19 protein-coding genes are annotated in these 18,748 nt (G+C 69.9%); 10 read left to right on the forward strand and 9 right to left on the reverse strand.

Annotation, left to right across the window (positions count from 1 at the left end; genetic code table 11):
• Nucleotides 1-227: 227 nt before the first annotated feature.
• Together ACSG06_RS12195 and ACSG06_RS12200 are read left to right on the forward strand one after the other, a co-directional pair.
• Nucleotides 228-1,649, forward strand: coding sequence for a sulfatase (locus ACSG06_RS12195; RefSeq protein WP_440990556.1), 1,422 nt, complete (start codon nt 228-230; stop codon nt 1,647-1,649).
• A gap of 57 nt (nt 1,650-1,706) precedes the next feature.
• On the forward strand, nt 1,707-2,666 hold the full coding sequence (locus ACSG06_RS12200; protein ID WP_440990557.1) for a WD40/YVTN/BNR-like repeat-containing protein: 960 nt from the start codon (nt 1,707-1,709) through the stop codon (nt 2,664-2,666).
• A gap of 24 nt (nt 2,667-2,690) precedes the next feature.
• On the opposite strand, the gene ACSG06_RS12205 is transcribed toward ACSG06_RS12200, so the two are convergent.
• The 8 genes from ACSG06_RS12205 to ACSG06_RS12240 all read right to left on the reverse strand — a co-directional run bounded on the left by ACSG06_RS12205 (nt 2,691) and on the right by ACSG06_RS12240 (nt 9,751).
• Nucleotides 2,691-3,584 carry a winged helix-turn-helix domain-containing protein gene (locus ACSG06_RS12205; protein WP_440990558.1) on the reverse strand — a complete coding sequence of 298 codons (894 nt, stop codon included), beginning with the start codon at nt 3,582-3,584 and terminating at the stop codon, nt 2,691-2,693.
• A 60-nt stretch (nt 3,585-3,644) separates the two neighbouring features.
• On the reverse strand, nt 3,645-4,298 hold the full coding sequence (locus ACSG06_RS12210) for an alpha/beta hydrolase (RefSeq protein WP_440990559.1): 654 nt from the start codon (nt 4,296-4,298) through the stop codon (nt 3,645-3,647).
• 2 nt (nt 4,299-4,300) lie between these two features.
• Nucleotides 4,301-5,332 carry a ring-cleaving dioxygenase gene (locus ACSG06_RS12215; protein ID WP_440990560.1) on the reverse strand — a complete coding sequence of 344 codons (1,032 nt, stop codon included), beginning with the start codon at nt 5,330-5,332 and terminating at the stop codon, nt 4,301-4,303.
• Nucleotides 5,333-5,444: 112 nt separating this feature from the next.
• Complete coding sequence (locus ACSG06_RS12220; RefSeq protein WP_440990561.1) at nt 5,445-5,936, reverse strand: GNAT family N-acetyltransferase; 492 nt, start codon at nt 5,934-5,936, stop codon at nt 5,445-5,447.
• A 59-nt stretch (nt 5,937-5,995) separates the two neighbouring features.
• Nucleotides 5,996-6,232, reverse strand: coding sequence for a hypothetical protein (locus ACSG06_RS12225; RefSeq protein WP_440990562.1), 237 nt, complete (start codon nt 6,230-6,232; stop codon nt 5,996-5,998).
• 44 nt (nt 6,233-6,276) lie between these two features.
• Nucleotides 6,277-8,691, reverse strand: coding sequence for a heavy metal translocating P-type ATPase (locus tag ACSG06_RS12230; RefSeq protein ID WP_440990563.1), 2,415 nt, complete (start codon nt 8,689-8,691; stop codon nt 6,277-6,279).
• Nucleotides 8,692-8,719: 28 nt separating this feature from the next.
• Nucleotides 8,720-9,544 carry a sulfite exporter TauE/SafE family protein gene (locus ACSG06_RS12235; RefSeq protein WP_440990564.1) on the reverse strand — a complete coding sequence of 275 codons (825 nt, stop codon included), beginning with the start codon at nt 9,542-9,544 and terminating at the stop codon, nt 8,720-8,722.
• A gap of 3 nt (nt 9,545-9,547) precedes the next feature.
• Nucleotides 9,548-9,751, reverse strand: coding sequence for a DUF8131 family protein (locus ACSG06_RS12240; RefSeq protein ID WP_440990565.1), 204 nt, complete (start codon nt 9,749-9,751; stop codon nt 9,548-9,550).
• Between the two features lie 101 nt (nt 9,752-9,852).
• Here ACSG06_RS12240 and ACSG06_RS12245 point away from each other — a divergent pair, with 101 nt between their 5' ends.
• From ACSG06_RS12245 to ACSG06_RS12270, 6 genes are read left to right on the forward strand one after another with little or no spacing between them, the layout of a single operon-like run.
• Nucleotides 9,853-10,086: a hypothetical protein gene (locus ACSG06_RS12245; RefSeq protein ID WP_440990566.1), complete on the forward strand. Its 234-nt coding sequence runs from the start codon at nt 9,853-9,855 to the stop codon at nt 10,084-10,086.
• Between the two features lie 6 nt (nt 10,087-10,092).
• On the forward strand, nt 10,093-10,602 hold the full coding sequence (locus tag ACSG06_RS12250; RefSeq protein WP_440990567.1) for a cytochrome c oxidase subunit II: 510 nt from the start codon (nt 10,093-10,095) through the stop codon (nt 10,600-10,602).
• Nucleotides 10,599-12,353, forward strand: a complete 1,755-nt coding sequence (locus tag ACSG06_RS12255; protein ID WP_440990568.1) for a b(o/a)3-type cytochrome-c oxidase subunit 1 — start codon at nt 10,599-10,601, stop codon at nt 12,351-12,353. Before ACSG06_RS12250 ends, ACSG06_RS12255 begins: the two co-directional genes overlap by 4 nt.
• A complete protein-coding gene (locus ACSG06_RS12260) occupies nt 12,350-12,565 on the forward strand; it encodes a hypothetical protein (RefSeq protein ID WP_440990569.1) in 216 nt (71 codons plus the stop codon). Before ACSG06_RS12255 ends, ACSG06_RS12260 begins: the two co-directional genes overlap by 4 nt.
• A gap of 1 nt (nt 12,566) precedes the next feature.
• The gene (locus ACSG06_RS12265; RefSeq protein WP_440990570.1) at nt 12,567-13,196 is read left to right on the forward strand and encodes a DUF7546 family protein; all 630 of its coding nucleotides are present in this window, start codon (nt 12,567-12,569) and stop codon (nt 13,194-13,196) included.
• Nucleotides 13,197-13,246: 50 nt separating this feature from the next.
• Nucleotides 13,247-13,993, forward strand: coding sequence for a DUF5806 family protein (locus ACSG06_RS12270; protein ID WP_440990571.1), 747 nt, complete (start codon nt 13,247-13,249; stop codon nt 13,991-13,993).
• Nucleotide 13,994: 1 nt separating this feature from the next.
• Here ACSG06_RS12270 and ACSG06_RS12275 read toward each other — a convergent pair whose 3' ends face one another.
• Entirely contained in the window at nt 13,995-14,474 is a 480-nt protein-coding gene (locus ACSG06_RS12275; RefSeq protein ID WP_440990572.1) for a DUF7529 family protein, read from the reverse strand.
• Between the two features lie 136 nt (nt 14,475-14,610).
• Here ACSG06_RS12275 and ACSG06_RS12280 point away from each other — a divergent pair, with 136 nt between their 5' ends.
• Nucleotides 14,611-17,040 carry an ABC transporter ATP-binding protein gene (locus ACSG06_RS12280; RefSeq protein ID WP_440990573.1) on the forward strand — a complete coding sequence of 810 codons (2,430 nt, stop codon included), beginning with the start codon at nt 14,611-14,613 and terminating at the stop codon, nt 17,038-17,040.
• A gap of 81 nt (nt 17,041-17,121) precedes the next feature.
• Nucleotides 17,122-18,744, forward strand: coding sequence for an ABC transporter substrate-binding protein (locus ACSG06_RS12285; protein ID WP_440990574.1), 1,623 nt, complete (start codon nt 17,122-17,124; stop codon nt 18,742-18,744).
• The last annotated feature ends 4 nt before the right edge of the window (nt 18,745-18,748 follow it).

The following is an 18,748-nucleotide window of genomic DNA, read 5'->3' on the forward strand; positions in this document are numbered from 1 at the left end:
GTCTCTGGGCGATGGTTTATACACGAAGCCGGGGCCAGAGCCGCCGTGACCTGACCGTCGTCCGCCGGCGGAGAGCGGGTGTGCGACACGTCGCCGACGGAACCGCCGCGTGTCGCCTGTTCGCCATCCCACCTCCGGAGCACTATATATATTCCCCCCGATAGCTATTTTGCAGCACCAGCGCTAGGAGTAGGCGAGAAGCCGGGGTGTATCCCGGACAGACACGTATGAGTGAGGACGCACGAGCCACCGTTCTGATAACCGTCGATTCGCTGCGAGCGGACGCACTCGACCTGACATCCGACTCGTCGCACACGCCGGCGCTTCGGGACCTCGCCGGTCGGTCGACCGTGTTCGAGAACGCCTTCGCGCAGGGGAACTGGACGCCCTTCTCCTTCCCGAGCATCCTCGGGGGCGCACCGGTGTTCGCTGACGGGCCACGTATCGGCGTCGGGAACGGGCCGACGCTCGCCGAGACCCTCGGCCGGTCCGACATCGCCACGGGCGGGTTCAACGCCTCGAACGGGTTCCTGACCGCGTACTGGGGCTACGACCGAGGGTTCCAGGCGTTCGAGACGTACCACTCAGAGGGGTCGAACCCGGTGAGCAAGTTCCTCTCCGCGCACCCGACCTGGCAGGCGTGGGCGCAGTTCGCCACCCAGCCGTTCCGGGCCGCCGTCCGTCGCCTGCGAGGGCAGGAGAGCTATCCGGCGGAGAACACCTCCCGGATGCGCGACGTGGAGAACGCCGCCATCTCGTTCATCGAGGACGCCGAGGGCGAGTTCTTCTGCTGGATCCACTACATGGACACCCACACGCCGTACGTCCCCGCGCCGGTGAACGTCCGGGCGGTCACCGACGAGGACTACGGCACCCTCCGGATGCTCAGCCCGCACCTGCGGACCGGGCTCGGCCGGGAGGTCGGCCCGGAGACCCTCGCCGACCTGCGGACGCTCTACCGTGCGGCCAGCCATCAGGTCGACCAGAGCATCGGGCGGGTGCTCGACGCGCTCGAACGCGAGGGAATCCGCGACCAGACGACCGTCGTCGTCGCGGGCGACCACGGCGAGGAGTTCATGGAGCACGGCCACCTCTCGCACTACCCGAAGCTCTACCGGGAGCTGACGCACGTGCCGTTCATCGTCGACGCGCCCGACACACCGGCGCGGCGGGTCGACGCGCCGGTCGCGCTCGACGCTATCCCGCCGACGCTGTGTGAGCTCCACGACGTCCGGCGTCCCGAGGGGTTCACCGCCGACAGCCTCGTGCCGACGCTCCGCGAGGGTGCGGACCCCGACGCGGCTCCCATCGTCTCCGTGACGGTCCGCGGCGACTCGGTCACCCAGCAGCCCATCCCGCGGAACCTCGGCGACGGCGACACCGTCGTCAGCGTCCGCGACGAGCGCTGGACGTACATCGAGTGCCCGGCGGCCGACGAGCGCGAGCTGTACGACCGGAGCGTCGACCCTGAGGAGCAGGAGAACCGATGGCCCGAGGCCGCCGACGAGGATGGTGTCGACGCGCTCTGCCGGGCCGCCGAGCAGCGGCTCGAGGCGCTGGAGACCGTCCAGGCAGGACGCGCCCCCGACGAGGAGGAGTCGGTCCCCGAGGAGCTGGAGGACCGTCTGAGCGCGCTGGGTTACCGCTAGTCCCACGACCGGCCACCGGCACCCGAGGTTTTTGTCCGCGAGCGCGTATCCGGAGCTATGCAGTTCGTCGCACTGGACGACGCGCTCCTGACCGTCGACGACGACACGGTGACCGAGCGGTACGCCGGCCACGAGTTCGAGTGCGTGGCCGCCGGCCGGGACCGCGTCTTCGCCGGGACGTTCGACGCCGGGCTGTACCGCCGAGAGGACGGCGGTCGCGGCGACGGCGACTGGCACCGCGTCGGCGAGTCGCTCCCCGATTCCGTGACTGCGGTCGCGCTCGATCCCCACGACTCCGACGGTGTCTGGGCCGGCACCGAACCGAGTCGCGTGTTCCACTCCGGCGACGGCGGCGACTCCTGGACCGAGCGCCCCGGACTCACCGAGCTCCCCTCCGCCGACGAGTGGTACTTCCCGCCCCGGCCGGACACCCATCACGTCCGCTGGCTGGAGCCCGACCCGCACCGCGAGGGCCGCCTCTACGTCGGCATTGAGGCGGGCGCGCTCGTCGTCACCGACGACGGCGGCGAGACGTGGATCGAACGGCCCGACGGGAGCCGTCGCGACAACCACCAGCTCGCGACGCATCCCGACGCGGTCGGCCGGGTGTACAGCGCGGCCGGCGACGGCTACGCCGAGAGCACCGACCACGGCCGGACGTGGGGCCAGCCGCAGTCCGGGCTCGACCACCGCTACTGCTGGAGCGTCGCTGTCGACCGGGCGGACCGCGACCTGCGGCTGGTCTCCGCGGCGAGCGGCGCGTCCCGGGCCCACCGAGCGGGGACCGCCGAGAGCTACGTCTACCGGAAGCACGGCGACGACCCCTGGGAGGTGGCGATGGCGGGGCTTCCGGAGCCGGAGGGGTTCAGGCGACCCGTTCTTGCACCCGAGGGTCCCGGAACGTTCCTCGCGGCCGCCGACGACGGGCTCTACCGGAGTACGGACGGTGGTCGCTCGTGGAGCAAGGCGGTCGCGTGGGACGAGACGGGGCCGGTCCGCGGGCTGGCGGTGCAGTGAGGGCGACGCGGGCGTCGGGCTGGTTCAGGCGGACGTCCGTGCCTCGTCGAGGACGGTCAGTTCGTCGTCGACCGTGAGCTCCAGGGTCTCGCCGTCCAGCGTGACCGAGATGGCGACGCGGAGCGGGTTCCGGTCGGCGACGGTCGAGGCCTCGGCACTCACCCAGTCGAGCTCCCAGAGCCGTGTCTCTCGGGTGTCGATGCCGTGGTCGTAGTGGAAGGAGATGACCGCCGGATGCGACATCAGCGCGAGCCCGACGTCGGTGAACCAGCTGGAGCCGCAGCGCTCGCACTCGTAGTGGACGAACGCCTCGAAACGGCCGTCGGCGAGCCAGTCCGGGGCGCCGTCGGCCGCGGCGTCGATGACCAAGCGGTCCATCCGCCCGTTGCAGCGCGTGCAGAAGCCGAACTCTGCGGTCTGGTGCATCTGCATGGCCCAGCGGTGGGCGACGTCGACGGCCTCCGCCGGCGTGCAGTCGTAGAGGGCGCCCGGGGGCACCTGGGCGGTCGCGAAGTCCTCGCCACAGTCGGGGCAGGTGATGAGGATTTGTGTCCCCTCGAACGTCGCCTCCATCGCCGAGCCGCAGCCGAGGCAGGGAGCGTCCATCTGGACGGGGTCGGCGTCGATGCCCTTCGTGTAGCCGCCGGAGAGGATGGCGCCGCCGACGCGGGCGCCCTCGAGTGTGAGCGCGTAGCGGTCGTCGTCGTCCTGTTCGACGAAGCGGTCGGTGAGCTTCCCGAGGTGGTAGTTGAACTGCCCGGTGTCGCGCATCCCGACGCGGTCGTTGAGCTCGCTGAACGACAGCGGCTCGCCGGCGTCGAGCAGCGCTTCGAGCACGCGGACGCGGGTCTCGTGGGCCACCAGGCCGAACGCCTCGTCCGGCGGGAGGCGCTCGACGACGATGTCGGAGTCGGACATAGCCGGAAGTTCACGGACCTGCACAAAGAGGATTTGGGCGCTGTAGTGGGTCCCTGTCGGCTACTCGCCGTCGTCGCCAGCGGCGCTCGCGAGCACCGACCGTGCCCCCTCGACCTCCTCGGGGACGATGGTGTGACCCATCCCCTCGAAGATCTGCTCGGTGACGTCGGCACCGAGAGCGGTGAGCACGTCCCGTGTCTCGTGCACGCGCTCCTTCGGGATGTGCGGGTCGTTCGCGTCGCAGCCGAGGTAGACCGGCGTCCCGTCGAGGTCACCGTCGTAGTCACGCGGGGTGCCCTCGGGCCCGATGAGGCCGCCGCTGAAGGCGACGAGGCCGCCGAACCGGGTCGCGTTCCGGGCGACGTACTCGCTGGCGAGGCAGGCGCCCTGCGAGAAGCCGAGCAGGACGACCCGCTCGCGCGGGACGCCGGCGTCGACGGCGCGGTCGACGGTCTCGTCGACGAGTGCGAGCGCCGACGAGAGGTGCGGCTCGTTGTTCGCCATGTCGGCCATGAACGAGTAGGGGTACCAGGTGTTGCCGGTGGCCTGCGGGCCGAGCCAGGCCACGTCGGGCACGTCGAGTTCGTTCGCGAGGGCGAGGACGCTCCGGGCCATCGCGCCGCGGCCGTGGAGCGCCACGACGGCAGCGCGGGCCTCCGCGAGCGGCGCACCGGTCGTCAGCACCTGCGCGTCGGCATGTGGGCCGTCGGCCATCGTCACCGCCCACCCGGCTGGCCGTCGTCCGCGTCGGTGTCCCCGCTGCCATCGCCGGCGACGCCGCCGTCGGTCACCGGCTCCGTGGAGTCGTGGTCCAGCGGCTGGAGGCCGGCCTCGATGCGCTCGCGGTCGTCCTCGAGCCACGGCGGGAGCTTGAGCTCGCTGCCCAGCTCCGCGACGGATTCGTCTGCAGTGAACCCGGGGCCCTCGGTCGCGATCTCGAACAGGATGCCGCCGGGCTCGCGGAAGTAGATGGACTGGAAGTACTGCCGGTCCTTCTGCTCGGTGACGCGCTGGCCGGCGTCGAGGAGCGCCTCACGCCACGCGAGCTCGCTCTCGGAGTCGGGCGTGCGGAAGGCGACGTGGTGGACCGTGCCGGCACCGGGGCGGGCGGCGGGCGCGTCGGGGCGGTCGAGGACGTCGACGACGCCGGCGCGGTCGGGCACCTCGTAGCGGGTGCGGTCGCCGACTGTGTCGGTGGCCTCGTAGCCCATCGTCGCCAGCACGTCGGCGGTCGCGTCGGGGTCGGTCGGCAGCAGCGTCACGCCGGCGAAGCCGCGCAGCGCGTGCTCGGCCGGGACAGGGCCGTCGCCCCACGCCTCGACCGCGCCGTCGTCGTGGGGATCGTCGCCGAAGACGAGCTCGAGCGGCTGGCCGTCCGGGTCGCGGAACGGCAGCACGGTCTCGCCGAAGCGCTCGACCGGTTCGGTCACGTCGGCGTCGCTCTCCTGAAGGCGTTCCTGCCAGTAGGCCAGCGACCCCTCGGGCGCACGGAACGCCGTCGCGCTCGCCATCCCCTTCCCGACGCGGCCCTGCCGCGTCTCGCCGAAGGGGAAGAACGTCATCGCCGTTCCCGGTGTCCCCGTCGTGTCGCCGTAGTAGAGGTGGTACGTGGTCACGTCGTCGAAGTTGACGGTCCGCTTGACCATCCGGAGGCCGAGCACGTCGGTGTAGAACGCGACGTTCCCGGCGGGGTCCGACGCGACCGCCGTCACGTGGTGGATGCCGTGGAGTCTGTCCGTATCGGTCATGCGTCCCGGTAGGCGTCGGGCGGAGAAATAGCGTGTGGACACCCGTGTCGGCAGGTTACACCCGTGTCACGTGGGCGGTGCGACGGTCGGCCGACCGCGGTTCGGGGTGGGGTCAGAGGCCGGTCCGCAGCTCGACCACGTCGCCCTCGACGCCGTCGGCGAACGCGTGCCGGTGGGTCGTCACGGCTTCGTAGCCCCGGCGCTCGTAGAAGCCAGCGGCGTTGGCCGACGCCCAGCAGGCGGCCGTGGCCGCGCCCTGCTCACGGAGGGACTCGTGGAGCGCATCGAGGAGCAGGGTGCCGACGCCCGCGTCTGCCCGGTCCGGAGCCACGTAGAGCGCGGTCACCTCGCCGTCGACGTCGGCGGCGAGGTGGTCGCGGTGCTCGGGGAGGGCGGTGCCGAACCCGACGACCGCCCCCTCGTCCGTCTCCGCGACGAGGAACGTGTCGTCGCCGTCGAACTCGTAGTCGTCGACGCTCCGGCCGGCGTGCCAGGCCTCGACCACGGCGTCGTCGTACGCTCGCGGGCCGCCCTCGGCGATGGCGGCCTCGTGGACCGCCAGGACCGCCTCGGCGTCGCCCGGTTCCGCCGGCCTGACGTGCATGGCTGTCCGTAGAACTGTCCGGTGTGAGTACCTATCGGTTCTGCAGGAGAAGCTGTCCGTCAGCGCGGGCGCAGGTTGCCGTAGTGGCGCATCGCGGCCACGACGAGCACGAGCAGGGACGTGAACACGAGCGCCACCGGGACGTAGCCGCTCGTGAGCGTGCTGGTACCGACGGTCGCGAACACGACCGCGGCCGTCAGCAGGAACGCCACGAGGAGCCCGAGCGCGCCGGAGATCCAGAGGATGCGCTCTTCGGTCGGGAGTCCATCGGTCGTCTGCTTCGGGTACTGGGTCATACCAGTAGATACGCAGTCCACGTATAAACCCGGTCCTCAGATTTTCACTCCGTGGGAACGAGGGGCCGCGCGGAGTTCAGCACAACGAGGGCGCTGCTTGCCCCCATCGCCAGCGCGGCGAACAGGGGGTTCAGGAGCCCGGTGGCGGCCAGCGGGATGGCGACCGCGTTGTAGCCGAACGCCCAGGTCAGGTTCTCGCGGACGCGTCGCCGGGTCGCGGTGGCCACGTCGAACAGCACGGGGACGGCGTCGAGCCGGCCGTCGGTCACCACCGCGTCGGCCGCCTCGGCGGCCAGCCCGCCGGTGCCCGCGATGGCGACGCCGACGTCGGCCGCGGCGAGCGCGGGGGCGTCGTTGTCGCCGTCGCCGACCATCGCGACGGTGCCGCGGGCCCGGAGTCGCTGGACGGCGGCGACCTTCCCGTCCGGCGGGACGCCGGCGAACACCTCGTCGACGGCCGGGTGGTCGCGGAACCGCTCCGCGGCGGCGCCGTCGTCGCCGGTCAGGACGACCACGGAGCGGCCGTCGGCGGCGAGTGCGTCGACCGTCGCGTCCCAGTCGTCCCGCGGGCGGTCGGTGACCGCGAGGACACCCCGGCAGTGCCCGTCCCAGCCGACGAGGACCGGAACGCCGCCGTCGCTGGCGATGGTGTCGGCGCGCGCCGCGAAGCGGTCGGGGACGACGAGCCCCTCGGACTCGAGCAGCTCGCGGGTCCCGACGACGGTCCGGTCGCCCTCGACGGTCCCGACGACGCCGGTGGGTCGGACCTCGACGGCCGAGGCGGGGTCGTCCCAGTCGTCGGCGGCCCGGCGCTGAGCCGTGGGCTCGGCCGGCTCGCCGCCGTCGGCCGCCGGCGTCTCGGGGCCGGGACGCACGCCCTCGCCGGCGGCGAACGCGACGACGGCGTCGGCGACGGGGTGGTTCGAGTACCGCTCCAGCGCGGCGGCCCGGGCGAGGAGGCCATCGTCGTCGTCCGAATCGACCTCGGTGACCGTCATCTCGCCGCTCGTCAGCGTCCCCGTCTTGTCGAGCGCGACGATATCCACGTCGGGCAGCACCTCGAACACCGTCTCGGAGGTGACGACGACGCCCGATTCGGCGGCGCGCTGGATGCCGGCGGCGACGGCCAGCGGCGTTGCGAGCCCGAGTGCACACGGGCAGGCGACGACGAGCACGGTCAGGCCGACGAGCAGCGCCCCGGTCGGGCTCCCACCGAGGACGAGCGTGCCAGCGGCGACCAGCACCGCCAGGACCGTCACCGTGGGCACGAACACCGTCGCGAGCCGGTCCGCGAGCCGCTGGACGCCGGGCCGGGCGCTCTGGACCTCCCAGAGCAGGCCGACGATGCGGTCGAGCGTGCTCGTCGCGTCCTCGTTCACCGCGACGACGAGCGGGGCGTCGGTGACGACCGAGCCGCCGACGAGCGCGTCGCCCTCGCGTTTGGTCACGGGCAGGGACTCGCCGGTCACGAGCGACTCGTCGACGGCGGCGACGCCCTCGACGACGGTGCCGTCGAGCGGGACGCGCTCGCCCGGCCGGACGAGCAGCTCGGTCCCCGGTGCGACGTCCTCGACCGGGAGCGTGCTGCCGTCGCGGCGCCGTGCCGTCTCGACCGACGCGGCGGTCAGGTCCGACAGCAGCGAGACGGCCGAGCGCTTCACGCGGTCCTCGTAGTAGTTGCCCGCGCTGACGACGAGCACGATGGCGACGGTCACGTCGAAGTAGACGTCGATGCCGCCGGTGAGCATCACGGCGGTGCTGTAGACGTACGCGCTCGTCGCCGCGAGTGAGACGAGCAGGTCCATGTTCGGCTGGCCCGCCCGGAGGCTCACGTACGCACCGCGCAGGAGTGTGAACCCACTGTAGAACAGCACGACGCTGGTGAACAGCCAGATCTGTGCGAGCAGGTAGAGTCGGCCGAACGAGCCGAACTCGACGACGGGGTCGAAGCCGAAGTGCTGCGGGTAGATGAACAGTACGTACCACAGCATGGTCATCATCCCGAAGAAGCCGCCGCCGACGAGGAACGTCGCCGTCGGGGAGTCGGGCTCGTGGTCGTCGTCCGCGACCCGCTCGCGCGCCTCGTAGCCCGTCGTCGAGACCACGTCGGGCAGGTCGCCGGCGTCGACGCGTGCCGGGTCGTAGACGAGCTTCATCGTGTCCGTCGCGTAGCTCGCGGACGCGCCCTCGACGCCGGGGTGGTCCGTCGCGGTCGACTCCAGGAACAGCTCGCAGGTCGCACAGTGCATGCCGTCGACCGACAGGTAGCAGACCTCACCGTCGGCGTCCTCGTCGCCGCCGTCGAGCAGCTCCTCTGGCGAGGCTGCGTCCAGCTCCTCGACGTCGTCGAGCGAACGGGCGACGGCGAGACAGCCCCGACAGCAGAACTCCCCGTCGACGTCCGGATCGGTGACCGGGTCGGCGGGCAGGTCCAGGTCACAGAGCGTGCAGCCTGTCATGGGTCGGTGGTGTCGGAGTGTCGGTCGCTCACAGCGGCTGGTAGTACGGGACGGGTGGGTGCGGCAGGTGGATGCCGAACAGCATCAGCCCGTGGGCGAACGGCAGGTAGCCCAGCCCGAGGAACGCCACGCCCATCACCCGGTGCAGCAGCGTCCGGTTGCGGACCGACAGCGAGCCGATGGCGAGTCCATACGCGAACAGCGTCGGGATGGTCCCGATGCCGAGCAGCGACAGCGCGACTGCCCCGCGGACCGGGTCGCCGATGACGAACGCGTACAGGTACGCCGGGTAGGTGATGGGACAGGGCAACGCGGCGTGGACCGCGCCGAGCCCGACGATGCCGGTCGAGTTCGTGGCGCGGTCGAGGTGGCCGGTCAGCACGCCGCTGATCCGTCGAGACACACCCGAGAGCCCCGGGATGGCGTTCCCGACGGCCGCGCCGCCGGCGGTCCCACGGAACAGGTAGCCGACGCCCGCGGCCAGGATGAACAGCCCGACGAGGATGCCGACGCTGCCGCGGACGACCGTCGAGAGCGAGGTGACCGCGCTCACGCTCCCGACGACGAGACTCCCGGCGAGGCCGAGCACCGCGCCGACGACGGCGTAGCCTGCGGTGCGGCCGAGGTTGAACAGACCGTGCTGGCGCACGTCGACCGTCGTGAGCTGGTCGCCCCGCCGGTCGTCGCGGTTCGCCGTGATGCGGTCGGCGTACGTCGACACCAGCGGGCCGCACATCCCGAGGCAGTGTGCGCCGCCGAGGACGCCGATGACGAGAAACAGGAGCAGGTCCGCGTTCGCGCCGACGGTGCCGGTGTGCACGGCTTGCGCGACGGGCTCGACCCACCCGCTCACCTATCACACCCCGTTCGCGCTCGCGTCATCGTGGTGTCCGTTGCCCTCCTCGTGGGGCGAGAGCGCCAGCAGCAGACAGCCGGTGATGATGAGCACGTTGACGAGCGTGATGGCTGCGATGGTCTCGCCCTTCAGCGCGATGAAGGCCACCGCCGGGGCCAGCGCGGCCAGGGAGATGAGTCCGACCACACGCGGTGTGATGTCCATGCTATGGGGTGTGCCCGCCCACGGGTATAAAATCTCGTCCGATTCCCGGCTGGTGGTAGACGACCTGAGAGTTAAGTCGTGGGGCGTTGGAACACGTTCGCATGAGCAGGGGCGTACCAGCAGTCGACGAGGAGGACGGCGAAGCGGATGTGCCGGAACAGAGTGTCTCGGCCCCCGTGAATCAGGAGGAACCGGAGCGGGAGCTCTCTCACGAGGAGTTCGACCCGAAGGGAACACTCGCGCTGATACTGATGTACTTCACCATACTGGTCATCATGTGGGTGTTCATGTACTTCGTCGAGTTCCTGGGCAACGATCTCGTCGTGGTGGGGTGACCACGGATGCACATCCACCAGTACGAGAAGCTCTGGCTCGGGATGTCGCTGGTACTCATCGTGGCCTTCATCGCGACCATCACGTACGGTGCGGTCGGCGTCGGCGTGACGATGGTCGACGACAGCGGCGGTACCGTCGACCCGAACGCCCTCGACGAACACCCCGAGTTCAGCGACCCGGGTGTCGAGAAGGTCGGTGAGAACGAGTACGAGGTGTACGTCGTCGCCCGCCAGTTCATCTTCCAGCCCGACCCCATCGTCGTGCCCGCGAACAGCACGGTGACGTTCTACGTGACCTCCGCCGACGTCATCCACGGCTTCGCCGTCGTGGGGACCAACGCCAACACGATGGTCATCCCCGGTGAGGTCGCCGAGATCACGGTCGAGGTGAACGAGCCCGGCGAGTACGGCATCGTCTGCCACGAGTACTGTGGCTCCGGCCACCACACCATGGAGGGTATCCTCCGGGTGGTGCCCGAGGGCGAGTACAACAGCAGCGACGGAGGTGAGCAATGAGCGTCGAACAGGAGACCTTCGCGGACCGGTACCCACAGGAGGCAGAGCTCGTCCGGCGGTCGTTCCTGGTCGCGTTCACCGCGCTCGGACTCGGTGCCCTGTTCGGCATCTTCCAGGCGCTCCACCGGACGAACGTGCTGCGGATCATCCCGTCGACGGACTACTACACGGCGCTGACCGCGCACGGGGTGCTGCTGGCGATCGTGTTCACCATCTTCTACCTCGTCGGCCTGTACCAGTGGGCCATCACCCGCAGTCTGGACCGGTCGCCGACGAACATCAACTTCACCAGGGCGTGGCTCACGCTGATGACCATCGGCTCGGCCATCACGGGCATCACCATCCTGCTCGGCTTCGTCGACCAGATCGGCATCAGCGCCGACGTCCTCTTCACGTTCTACGCGCCGTTGCAGGCCCACCCGCTGTTCTACACGGGTCTGGTCGTGTTCATCATCGGGACGTGGCTCGCCGGCGTGGACTGGTTCCGCACCTGGCTGCACTGGAAGCAGGACAACCCCGACGAGCGCATCCCGCTGCAGACGTTCATGGTGCTGACGACGATGATCATGTGGTACGTCGCCACCATCGGCGTCGCCATCGCGGTGCTGTTCTTCCTGCTGCCGTGGTCGCTCGGGCTCATCGACACGGTGAACCCGCTGCTGACCCGGACGCTGTTCTGGTTCTTCGGCCACCCGGTCGTCTACTTCTGGCTGCTGCCGGCGTACATGCTCTGGTACACGGTGCTGCCGAAGCTCGCCGGCGGGCGGCTGTTCAGCGACCCCCTCGCCCGGGTCGTCTTCGTGCTGTTCGTGCTGCTGTCGACCCCGGTCGGCATCCACCACCAGTACGTCGACCCCGGCATCGCGGAGGGGTTCAAGTTCATCGCGATGACGAACACGATGTTCCTGCTGCTGCCGAGCCTGCTGACCGCGTTCACCGTCGTCGCCAGCATGGAACACGGTGCACGGCAGCGCGGCGGCGAGGGGCTGTTCCGCTGGCTGACCGCGCTCCCGTGGCGTGACCCCGCGTTCACCGGGATGGCGCTCGCCGGCCTGATGTTCGCCGCCGGTGGCTTCTCCGGCATGATCAACGCCGGGATGAACATCAACTACCTCGTCCACAACACCATCTGGGTGCCCGGTCACTTCCACCTCACCGTCGGCACGGCCGTCGCGCTGACGATGATGGCGGGGACGTACTGGCTGTGGCCCCAGCTCACGAACCGGCGGCTCTACTCCCGGCCCATCGGCCTGTTCCAGGTCGTCACGTGGTTCGGGGGCATGGCGCTGATGTCGAACTCGATGCACGTCGCCGGGCTGTACGGCGTGCCGCGCCGGACCGCGGAGCCGGAGTACGCCGGCTTCGACTTCCAGCCCGCGTTCGGGAGCATGGCGGAGCTGAACATCCAGCTCGCCGTCGGCGGCACGCTGCTGTTCGTCTCGACGCTGCTGTTCCTCGGCAACCTGACGCTCTCGCTGGGGAACCCGAAGGTCGAGGGCATGGGCCAGACGCTCCCCGAGCCGCTCTCGGGCCCGGAGGACAGCCCGCGCGTGCTGGACAACATGAAGCTCTGGGCGGGCATCGCGCTGTTGCTCGTCGTGCTCGCGTACGTGCTCCCGCTCGGTGCCATCGTCCAGAACGGCGGCCTGTTCGGCACCGGTGGCGACGCCTATCCGGTGTCGGTGCTGGGGGCGTTCGACCCGGGGGTCGGGCTCGATGCGGTCCGCGAGCTGCTGGGGGTGGGACGATGAGCGACGGAGAGCCCATCGTCCAGACCCGTGGCGGCCTGCTGGTCGCCTGGGCGTTCCTGCTCGTCTTCGGCTTCGAGCTCCGGACGGCGCTCGGGCTGTTCCTCGGCATCGACGTCCCGGCGGTGCCGTACCTCGGGACGTTGGCGATCGTACTGACGCTGTTCGCCGTGCTGGCGGACTTCCAGCGCACGTCGGCACAGCGCGAGGCCTGAGATGTCGGTCGTCGACGGTCGCCCCCGGCTGCCGCTGTCGTGGGTCGCACTCGCCGTGGTCGCGGGCCTGACCCTCGGCTACTGGCTGGCGGTCGACCCCGTCGTCCAGTCGGCCGCGCAGGTCGCCTACCCGCTGCTGTGGCTGGCGGTCAGCGCCGTCGGGGTCGCGGTGGCCGTCGACGCCGGCGCGCGGTCGCTGTCGCCGCTCCCGGCGCTCGTCGGTGGTGCGTACGTCGTCGTGCTGCTGTGGACCGCGGGGCTGCTCGCGCCGGCGGCGTCTGCGCCCGAGCTCTCGGTCCACCTCGCGATTCCGGGCTGGGGGCCGGCGGTCCACTACGTCGGGCCGTTCGTCGCGCTCACCGTCGTCCCGTTCCTCGTCGCGGGTTACGCGACGCTCGGGCTGCTTGCGGCCGTCGCCGTCGATCGGACGTGGAGCGCGTCGATGCCGGGTGCGGTCGGCCTGCTCGCCTGCGTGAGCTGCACCGCGCCGCTCGTCGCCACCGTCGCCGGGTCGCTCGGTGCCGGCTCGCTTGCGGCCACGCTCAGCACCGCGCAGTACCCCGTCGCGACGGCGGCGTTCCTGCTCTCCATCGGGGGCTTCGCCGTCGTGCTCCGGCGGACCGACGACTGACCCCGGGACGCCGCCGAACCTTTTTAGCCGAGAGCGAGGTAGGGCAGGGCATGACCGAGCAGTCGCCGGGCACGGACGGGGACGACGAGGAGACGCCGGCCAGCGAGGCGGACCAGCAGGCCGACCCGTCGACGGACGCACCGGCCGACACACCGGAACACGACGGGACCGACCAGTCCGCCGCAGACGAGGTGGCGTCGCGAGGCGAGGAGCCGGGAGACGCGGGCGGCCCCTCGCCGGCCGACGGGCCGGGAGACGCGGGCGGCCCCTCGCCGGGCGTCCCCGACGAGGAGACGCTGGACGTCCCCGAGGACGTGGCCACCTACGACCGCTTCAAGAAGATGGACGGCGCGCAGTACGAGCGCGTCAACGAGTTCCTCCGCGACCGCACCTACATCACCGCCCGCGAGTGGGCCATCGCCCGTCTCTGCTCGGACTTCCGCACCGAGACCGGTGTCGAGATGACGAAGATCGGCGAGAACCTGCCCGAGCTCGTCCCGTTCATGACGGACACGTACACGCCGCAGGCGGTCAACCAGGCCCGCGCAGCCTTCGAGGACAAGATACGGACCGCCGGCGCGACGTTCCTCTACGGCGCGATGTGCGACTTCTTCACCGCCGAGGAGCTGGACGACGTGATGTACGAGTCCACAGAGGTCGCGAAGTTCCTGCTGGAGGTCGAGGGCGTCGACCTGAGCGTCGAGGAGGAGCTGGAGGCCGAGGAACGCATCTCCTCGGTCATGCGCGAGGTGCGCGAGGCGAGCGCGGAGCTGCGGGAGGAAGAGGAGACGGAGTAGGTCACTCCGTCGGCGGCAGCAACAACTCGGGCTCCGACGGCTCGACCGTCACGACGTCCTCGATGGTGAGCGGGCGGATGTGAATCGGGAAGCGCCCCTGCTCCAGCACCGCCTCGATGGTCTTCTCGGCGTCCTTGATGCCGTAGTACGCCGGCACGAGGACGACCTGCTCGCGCGCCGCGTCCTCGACGGCGACGACGAGGAACACGTGGCCGGCGTGGACCGCGCGGAACACTTCGAACTCGTCGAAGGCGGCGCCCTCGTCGGTGACCATCGCGCTGACCGTCTCGAACTCGTCGCCGCCGACGAGGACGTCGAGGCCGAAGCGGTCGTGGTCCGGGGGGAGCGGGGTCACGTCGCCGGGGTGGAGCTCGACGACCTCCCACCCGTCGTCGCGGTACTCGGCGGCCGTGGCCTCCATATCCTCGACGACGCGCTCCCAGGACTCGACTGCTGCGTCGTTGACACCGGGCTGCTCCATGCCGGTACGTGGGTGCAGGAGCCGTGAAAAGGGTTCCCGTTCGACGGGGGAGTCCCGGACGCCGCGCAGCCATGTGGGGTGTTCCCTCGGCTCGTGTGGAAACTTATTTTACCTCTGGCCATCGCCTACGGAGATAGTGAACGACGTACTCTCCATCTCCGGTCTCAGGACGCAGTTCTCGACCGACCGCGGGCAGGTGAAGGCCGTCGACGGCATCGACCTGACGGTCCGCGAGGGCGAGACGGTCGGACTCGTCGGCGAGAGCGGCTCCGGCAAGAGCGTCACCGCGCTGTCGACAATGGGGCTGGTCGACGACCCGGGAGAGGTCGTCGACGGCACCGTCGAGTTCCACGACGCGGCGTTCGCCTCGGACCTCGCCGACCGGTACCCGGACGGCGACTTCGTCGACACGGACAGTGGCGTCGTGGACCTGACCGCCGCCCCCGAGCCGGCGATGCGCTCCATCCGCGGCGGCGAGATGAGCATGATCTTCCAGGACCCGATGACCTCGCTCAACCCCGCCCTGACCGTCGGCGAGCAGGTCGCCGAGAGCCTGCAGCTGCACCAGTACGGCGGGCGGAAGAAGGACACCTGGTGGAACGCGGTCCGCGAGGTGCTGCCGTCGCTACGCGGCGGCGGCATCGACGAGGAGGTGCTGCAGTCGGCCGTCGACATCCTCGAGCAGGTCGGTATCCCCGACCCCGGCGAGCGGATCGACGACTACCCCCACGAGTTCTCGGGCGGGATGCGCCAGCGGGTGCTCATCGCCATCGCGCTGGCCTGCCAGCCACAGCTGCTCATCGCTGACGAGCCGACGACGGCGCTCGACGTGACCATCCAGGCGCAGATACTCGAGCTCATCAACGAGCTGCAGGCGGACATCGGCATGTCGGTGCTGTTCATCACCCACGACCTCGGCGTCATCGCGGAGACCTGCGACCGAGTCGCGGTGATGTACGCCGGCGAGATCGTCGAGGAGGGCCCCGTCGAGGAGATATTCGAGAACCCGAGCCATCCGTACACCTACACGCTGCTGGAGTCCATCCCGACCGACGAGACGGACCGACTCACCCCCATCGAGGGGAACGTGCCCGACCTCGTCGACATGCCGTCGGGCTGTCACTTCGCACCACGGTGTCCGTGGGCGGAACCGGAGTGCCGGGAGGGCGAGATCGAGTACCGTCAGCACGGCCCCGAGAGCGTGGCGCACCGCTCGAAGTGCATCCTCGACGACTTCGATACGTCGGTGTACGGGACCGACGAGGACGCGATGGCAGCCGGGACCGAGCGCTTCGACGGTGACCCGCTGCTCGAGGTCGACGGGCTCGAGAAGTACTTCTCGCAGGCGGACGACCTCCTCGACCGGCTGCTGGCCGACGAACAGCGCCCCGTCAGGGCGGTCGACGGCGTCGACCTCGAGCTGTACGAGGGCGAGACGCTCGGGCTGGTCGGCGAGTCCGGCTGCGGGAAGTCGACCACCGGACGCACCCTGCTCCGCCTGCTCGAACCGACCGACGGCAGGGTGCTGTTCGCGGGCGAGGACCTCGCCTCGCTGGACGACGATGACCTGCGCAAGCGCCGGCGGGACATCCAGATGATCTTCCAGGACCCGATGTCGTCACTCGACCCGCGGATGACCGTCGCCCAGACCATCCGCGAGCCGCTCAAGATACACGGCCTCCCGGAGGGTGACGGCGTCTCGACGCGCGAGCGGGTCGACGAGCTCATCGAGGCCGTCGGACTGGAGGTCGACCAGCGCGACCGGTATCCACACGAGCTCTCCGGTGGGCAGCGCCAGCGCGTCGGCATCGCACGGGCACTGGCGGTGGACCCTGACTTCATCGTCGCCGACGAGCCGGTGTCCGCGCTCGACGTGAGCGTCCAGGCACAGATACTGAACCTGCTGGAGGACCTCCAGGAGGAGTTCGGGCTCACCTACCTGTTCATCGCCCACGACCTGAGCGTCGTCCGGCACATCTCCGACCGAGTCGCGGTGATGTACCTCGGGAAGGTCGTGGAGATCGCGGAGACCGGCGAGCTGTTCGCGGACCCGCGCCACCCCTACACCGAGGCGCTCCTGTCGTCCATACCGGACCCCGACCCGACCGCGGAGACCGAGGACCGGATCCTGCTGTCGGGCTCGGTGCCGAGTCCCATCGACCCGCCGTCCGGCTGTCGGTTCCGGACGCGCTGCCCGAAGGTCATTCCGCCGGACGACCTCGACATCGAGCAGGCGGCGTACCGGGAGCTGATGGACTTCCGACAGCGCGTCGCCGAGCGCTCTGTCCCCGAGGAACTGCTGGTGACGACGAGCCAGGGCACCCCACAGGCAGCGACGGACGGCGGCGTGGCGGTCACGGAGGCCCGCGAGGAGCTCTTCGACACGTCGCTCCCACCAGAGGTGCGACAGGTCGTCGACGAGTCGCTCCGCCTCGTCGCAGACGGCGAGTACGAGACGGCGGAGGAACTGCTCGCCGAGGAGTTCGGGAGCGTCTGCGAGCGCGAGGAGCCGGCCCTCGGCGCCGGCGTCCACCAGTCTGCCTGCCATCTGGAGCGGGAGGACTGACAGCCTGTTCCGCGCTGGCCGTTTGTTACCGTTTTACGTACTTTCGTTATATTTATTGGTCATTACCATGCACGGCATCCTATGGCACGCGACATGGACAGGCGGAACTTCCTGAAGGCGGCAGGCGCAGCGACGGCGACGACCACGATGACGGCCGGCTGCGTCGGCGACTTCGTGGGTAGTGGTGGGAGCGGGACACTCACGTACGGCCGAGGGGCACCCTCGGCGACACTGGACCCCCAGGCGTCCACCAGCGGCGAGGTTGCCAAGGTGACGAACCAGGTCTACGACAAGCTCATCGGGTTCGAGCCGGGTGGGTCGGCGCTGGTCGAGTCGCTGGCGACGGACTTCACCATCGAGGGGACGACCGCGACTCTCCAGCTACGCGAGGACGCGACGTTCCACAACGGGGACGAGTTCACCGCCGAGGACGTCATCGCGACGTACCGACGCTTCGTCGACCCCGAGTACGAGTACCACTTCGAGGACCGCTCGGGCTACGGCCCGTACCTCCTCGGTGCAGTAGAGGACGTCTCCGCACCCGACGACTACACCGTCGAGTTCAGCATCGCGAAGAAGTACGCCCCGTTCCTGGCGAACCTCGGGGCGTTCGCGATGGCCGTCCTGCCGAAGTCCGAGATCGAGTCCGGGACCGACTTCTCCTCGGAGATGGTCGGGACGAGCGCGTTCCAGTTCGAGAGCGCGGACCAGGGGACCGGCACCATCCGGCTTTCGGCGTACGACGACTACTACGGCGAGGGCCCCCACGTCGAAGAGGTGACGTTCGAGGTCATCGGCGAGAACGGGACTCGCGCGTCGTCGCTCAACGCGGGTGAACTCGACATCATCGACGGGCTCAGCCCGCAGACCATCACGCAGGTCGAGGACGGCGAGGGCGAGATCAAGCGACGAGGTGGTATCAACGTCGGCTACCTCGCGATGAACATGGCGACGTTCGAGCCGTTCCGCAACAAGAAGGTCCGGCAGGCGATGAACTACGCCATCGACACGGAGGAGCTGGCAAGCACCGTCTACCAGGGGATCGCGACCCCTGCGAGCCAGCCGATTCCCGACTCGGTCACCGGGTACAACGAGGAGCTCGACCCGTACCCGTACGACCCCGAGCAGGCCCGGCAGCTGCTCGAGGAGGCGGGCTACGGCGACGGCTTCGAGTTCGAGCTGGCGACGTTCCAGAACCCGCGGGCCTACAACCCGTCGCCCGGGGAGGCCGCAGAGACGGTCCGCTCGTACCTCGGCGAGGTCGGCATCACCGCGAACCTGGAGCAGAAGACGTGGGAGACCTACCTCAACTACACGGCCCAGGGGAGCCACGATGCTTGCTTCCTCGGCTGGATGACCGACAACGGCGACCCAGACAACTTCTACTACGCACTGCTCCATCCGCAGGTGGAGTCCGCTCCCGACCAGGACTACGTCGAGTGGAGCACCGAGGGGATCAACAAGACAAACCGTGCCGCCTGGGCGAACAACGAGTTCATGGAGCTCGTCGAGCAGGGGCAGTCCACCTACGAGACCAGCGAGCGGCAGTCGCTCTACCGGGAGGCCGGTGCGATCTTCCACGAGGAGTGTCCGTGGGTCCCCCTTGTGCACACGGAGGAGGTCCGTGGCATCGGCCCCGACGTCTCGAACTTCACCGTCGGCGTCATCGGTGGGCCGTTCCTGAACCGGGTGGAGCTCGAGTAACGTC

Origin of the sequence: Haloarchaeobius baliensis (assembly GCF_052060055.1) — an archaeon.
In the GTDB taxonomy this organism is placed as follows: Archaea; Halobacteriota; Halobacteria; order Halobacteriales; family Natrialbaceae; genus Haloarchaeobius; species Haloarchaeobius baliensis.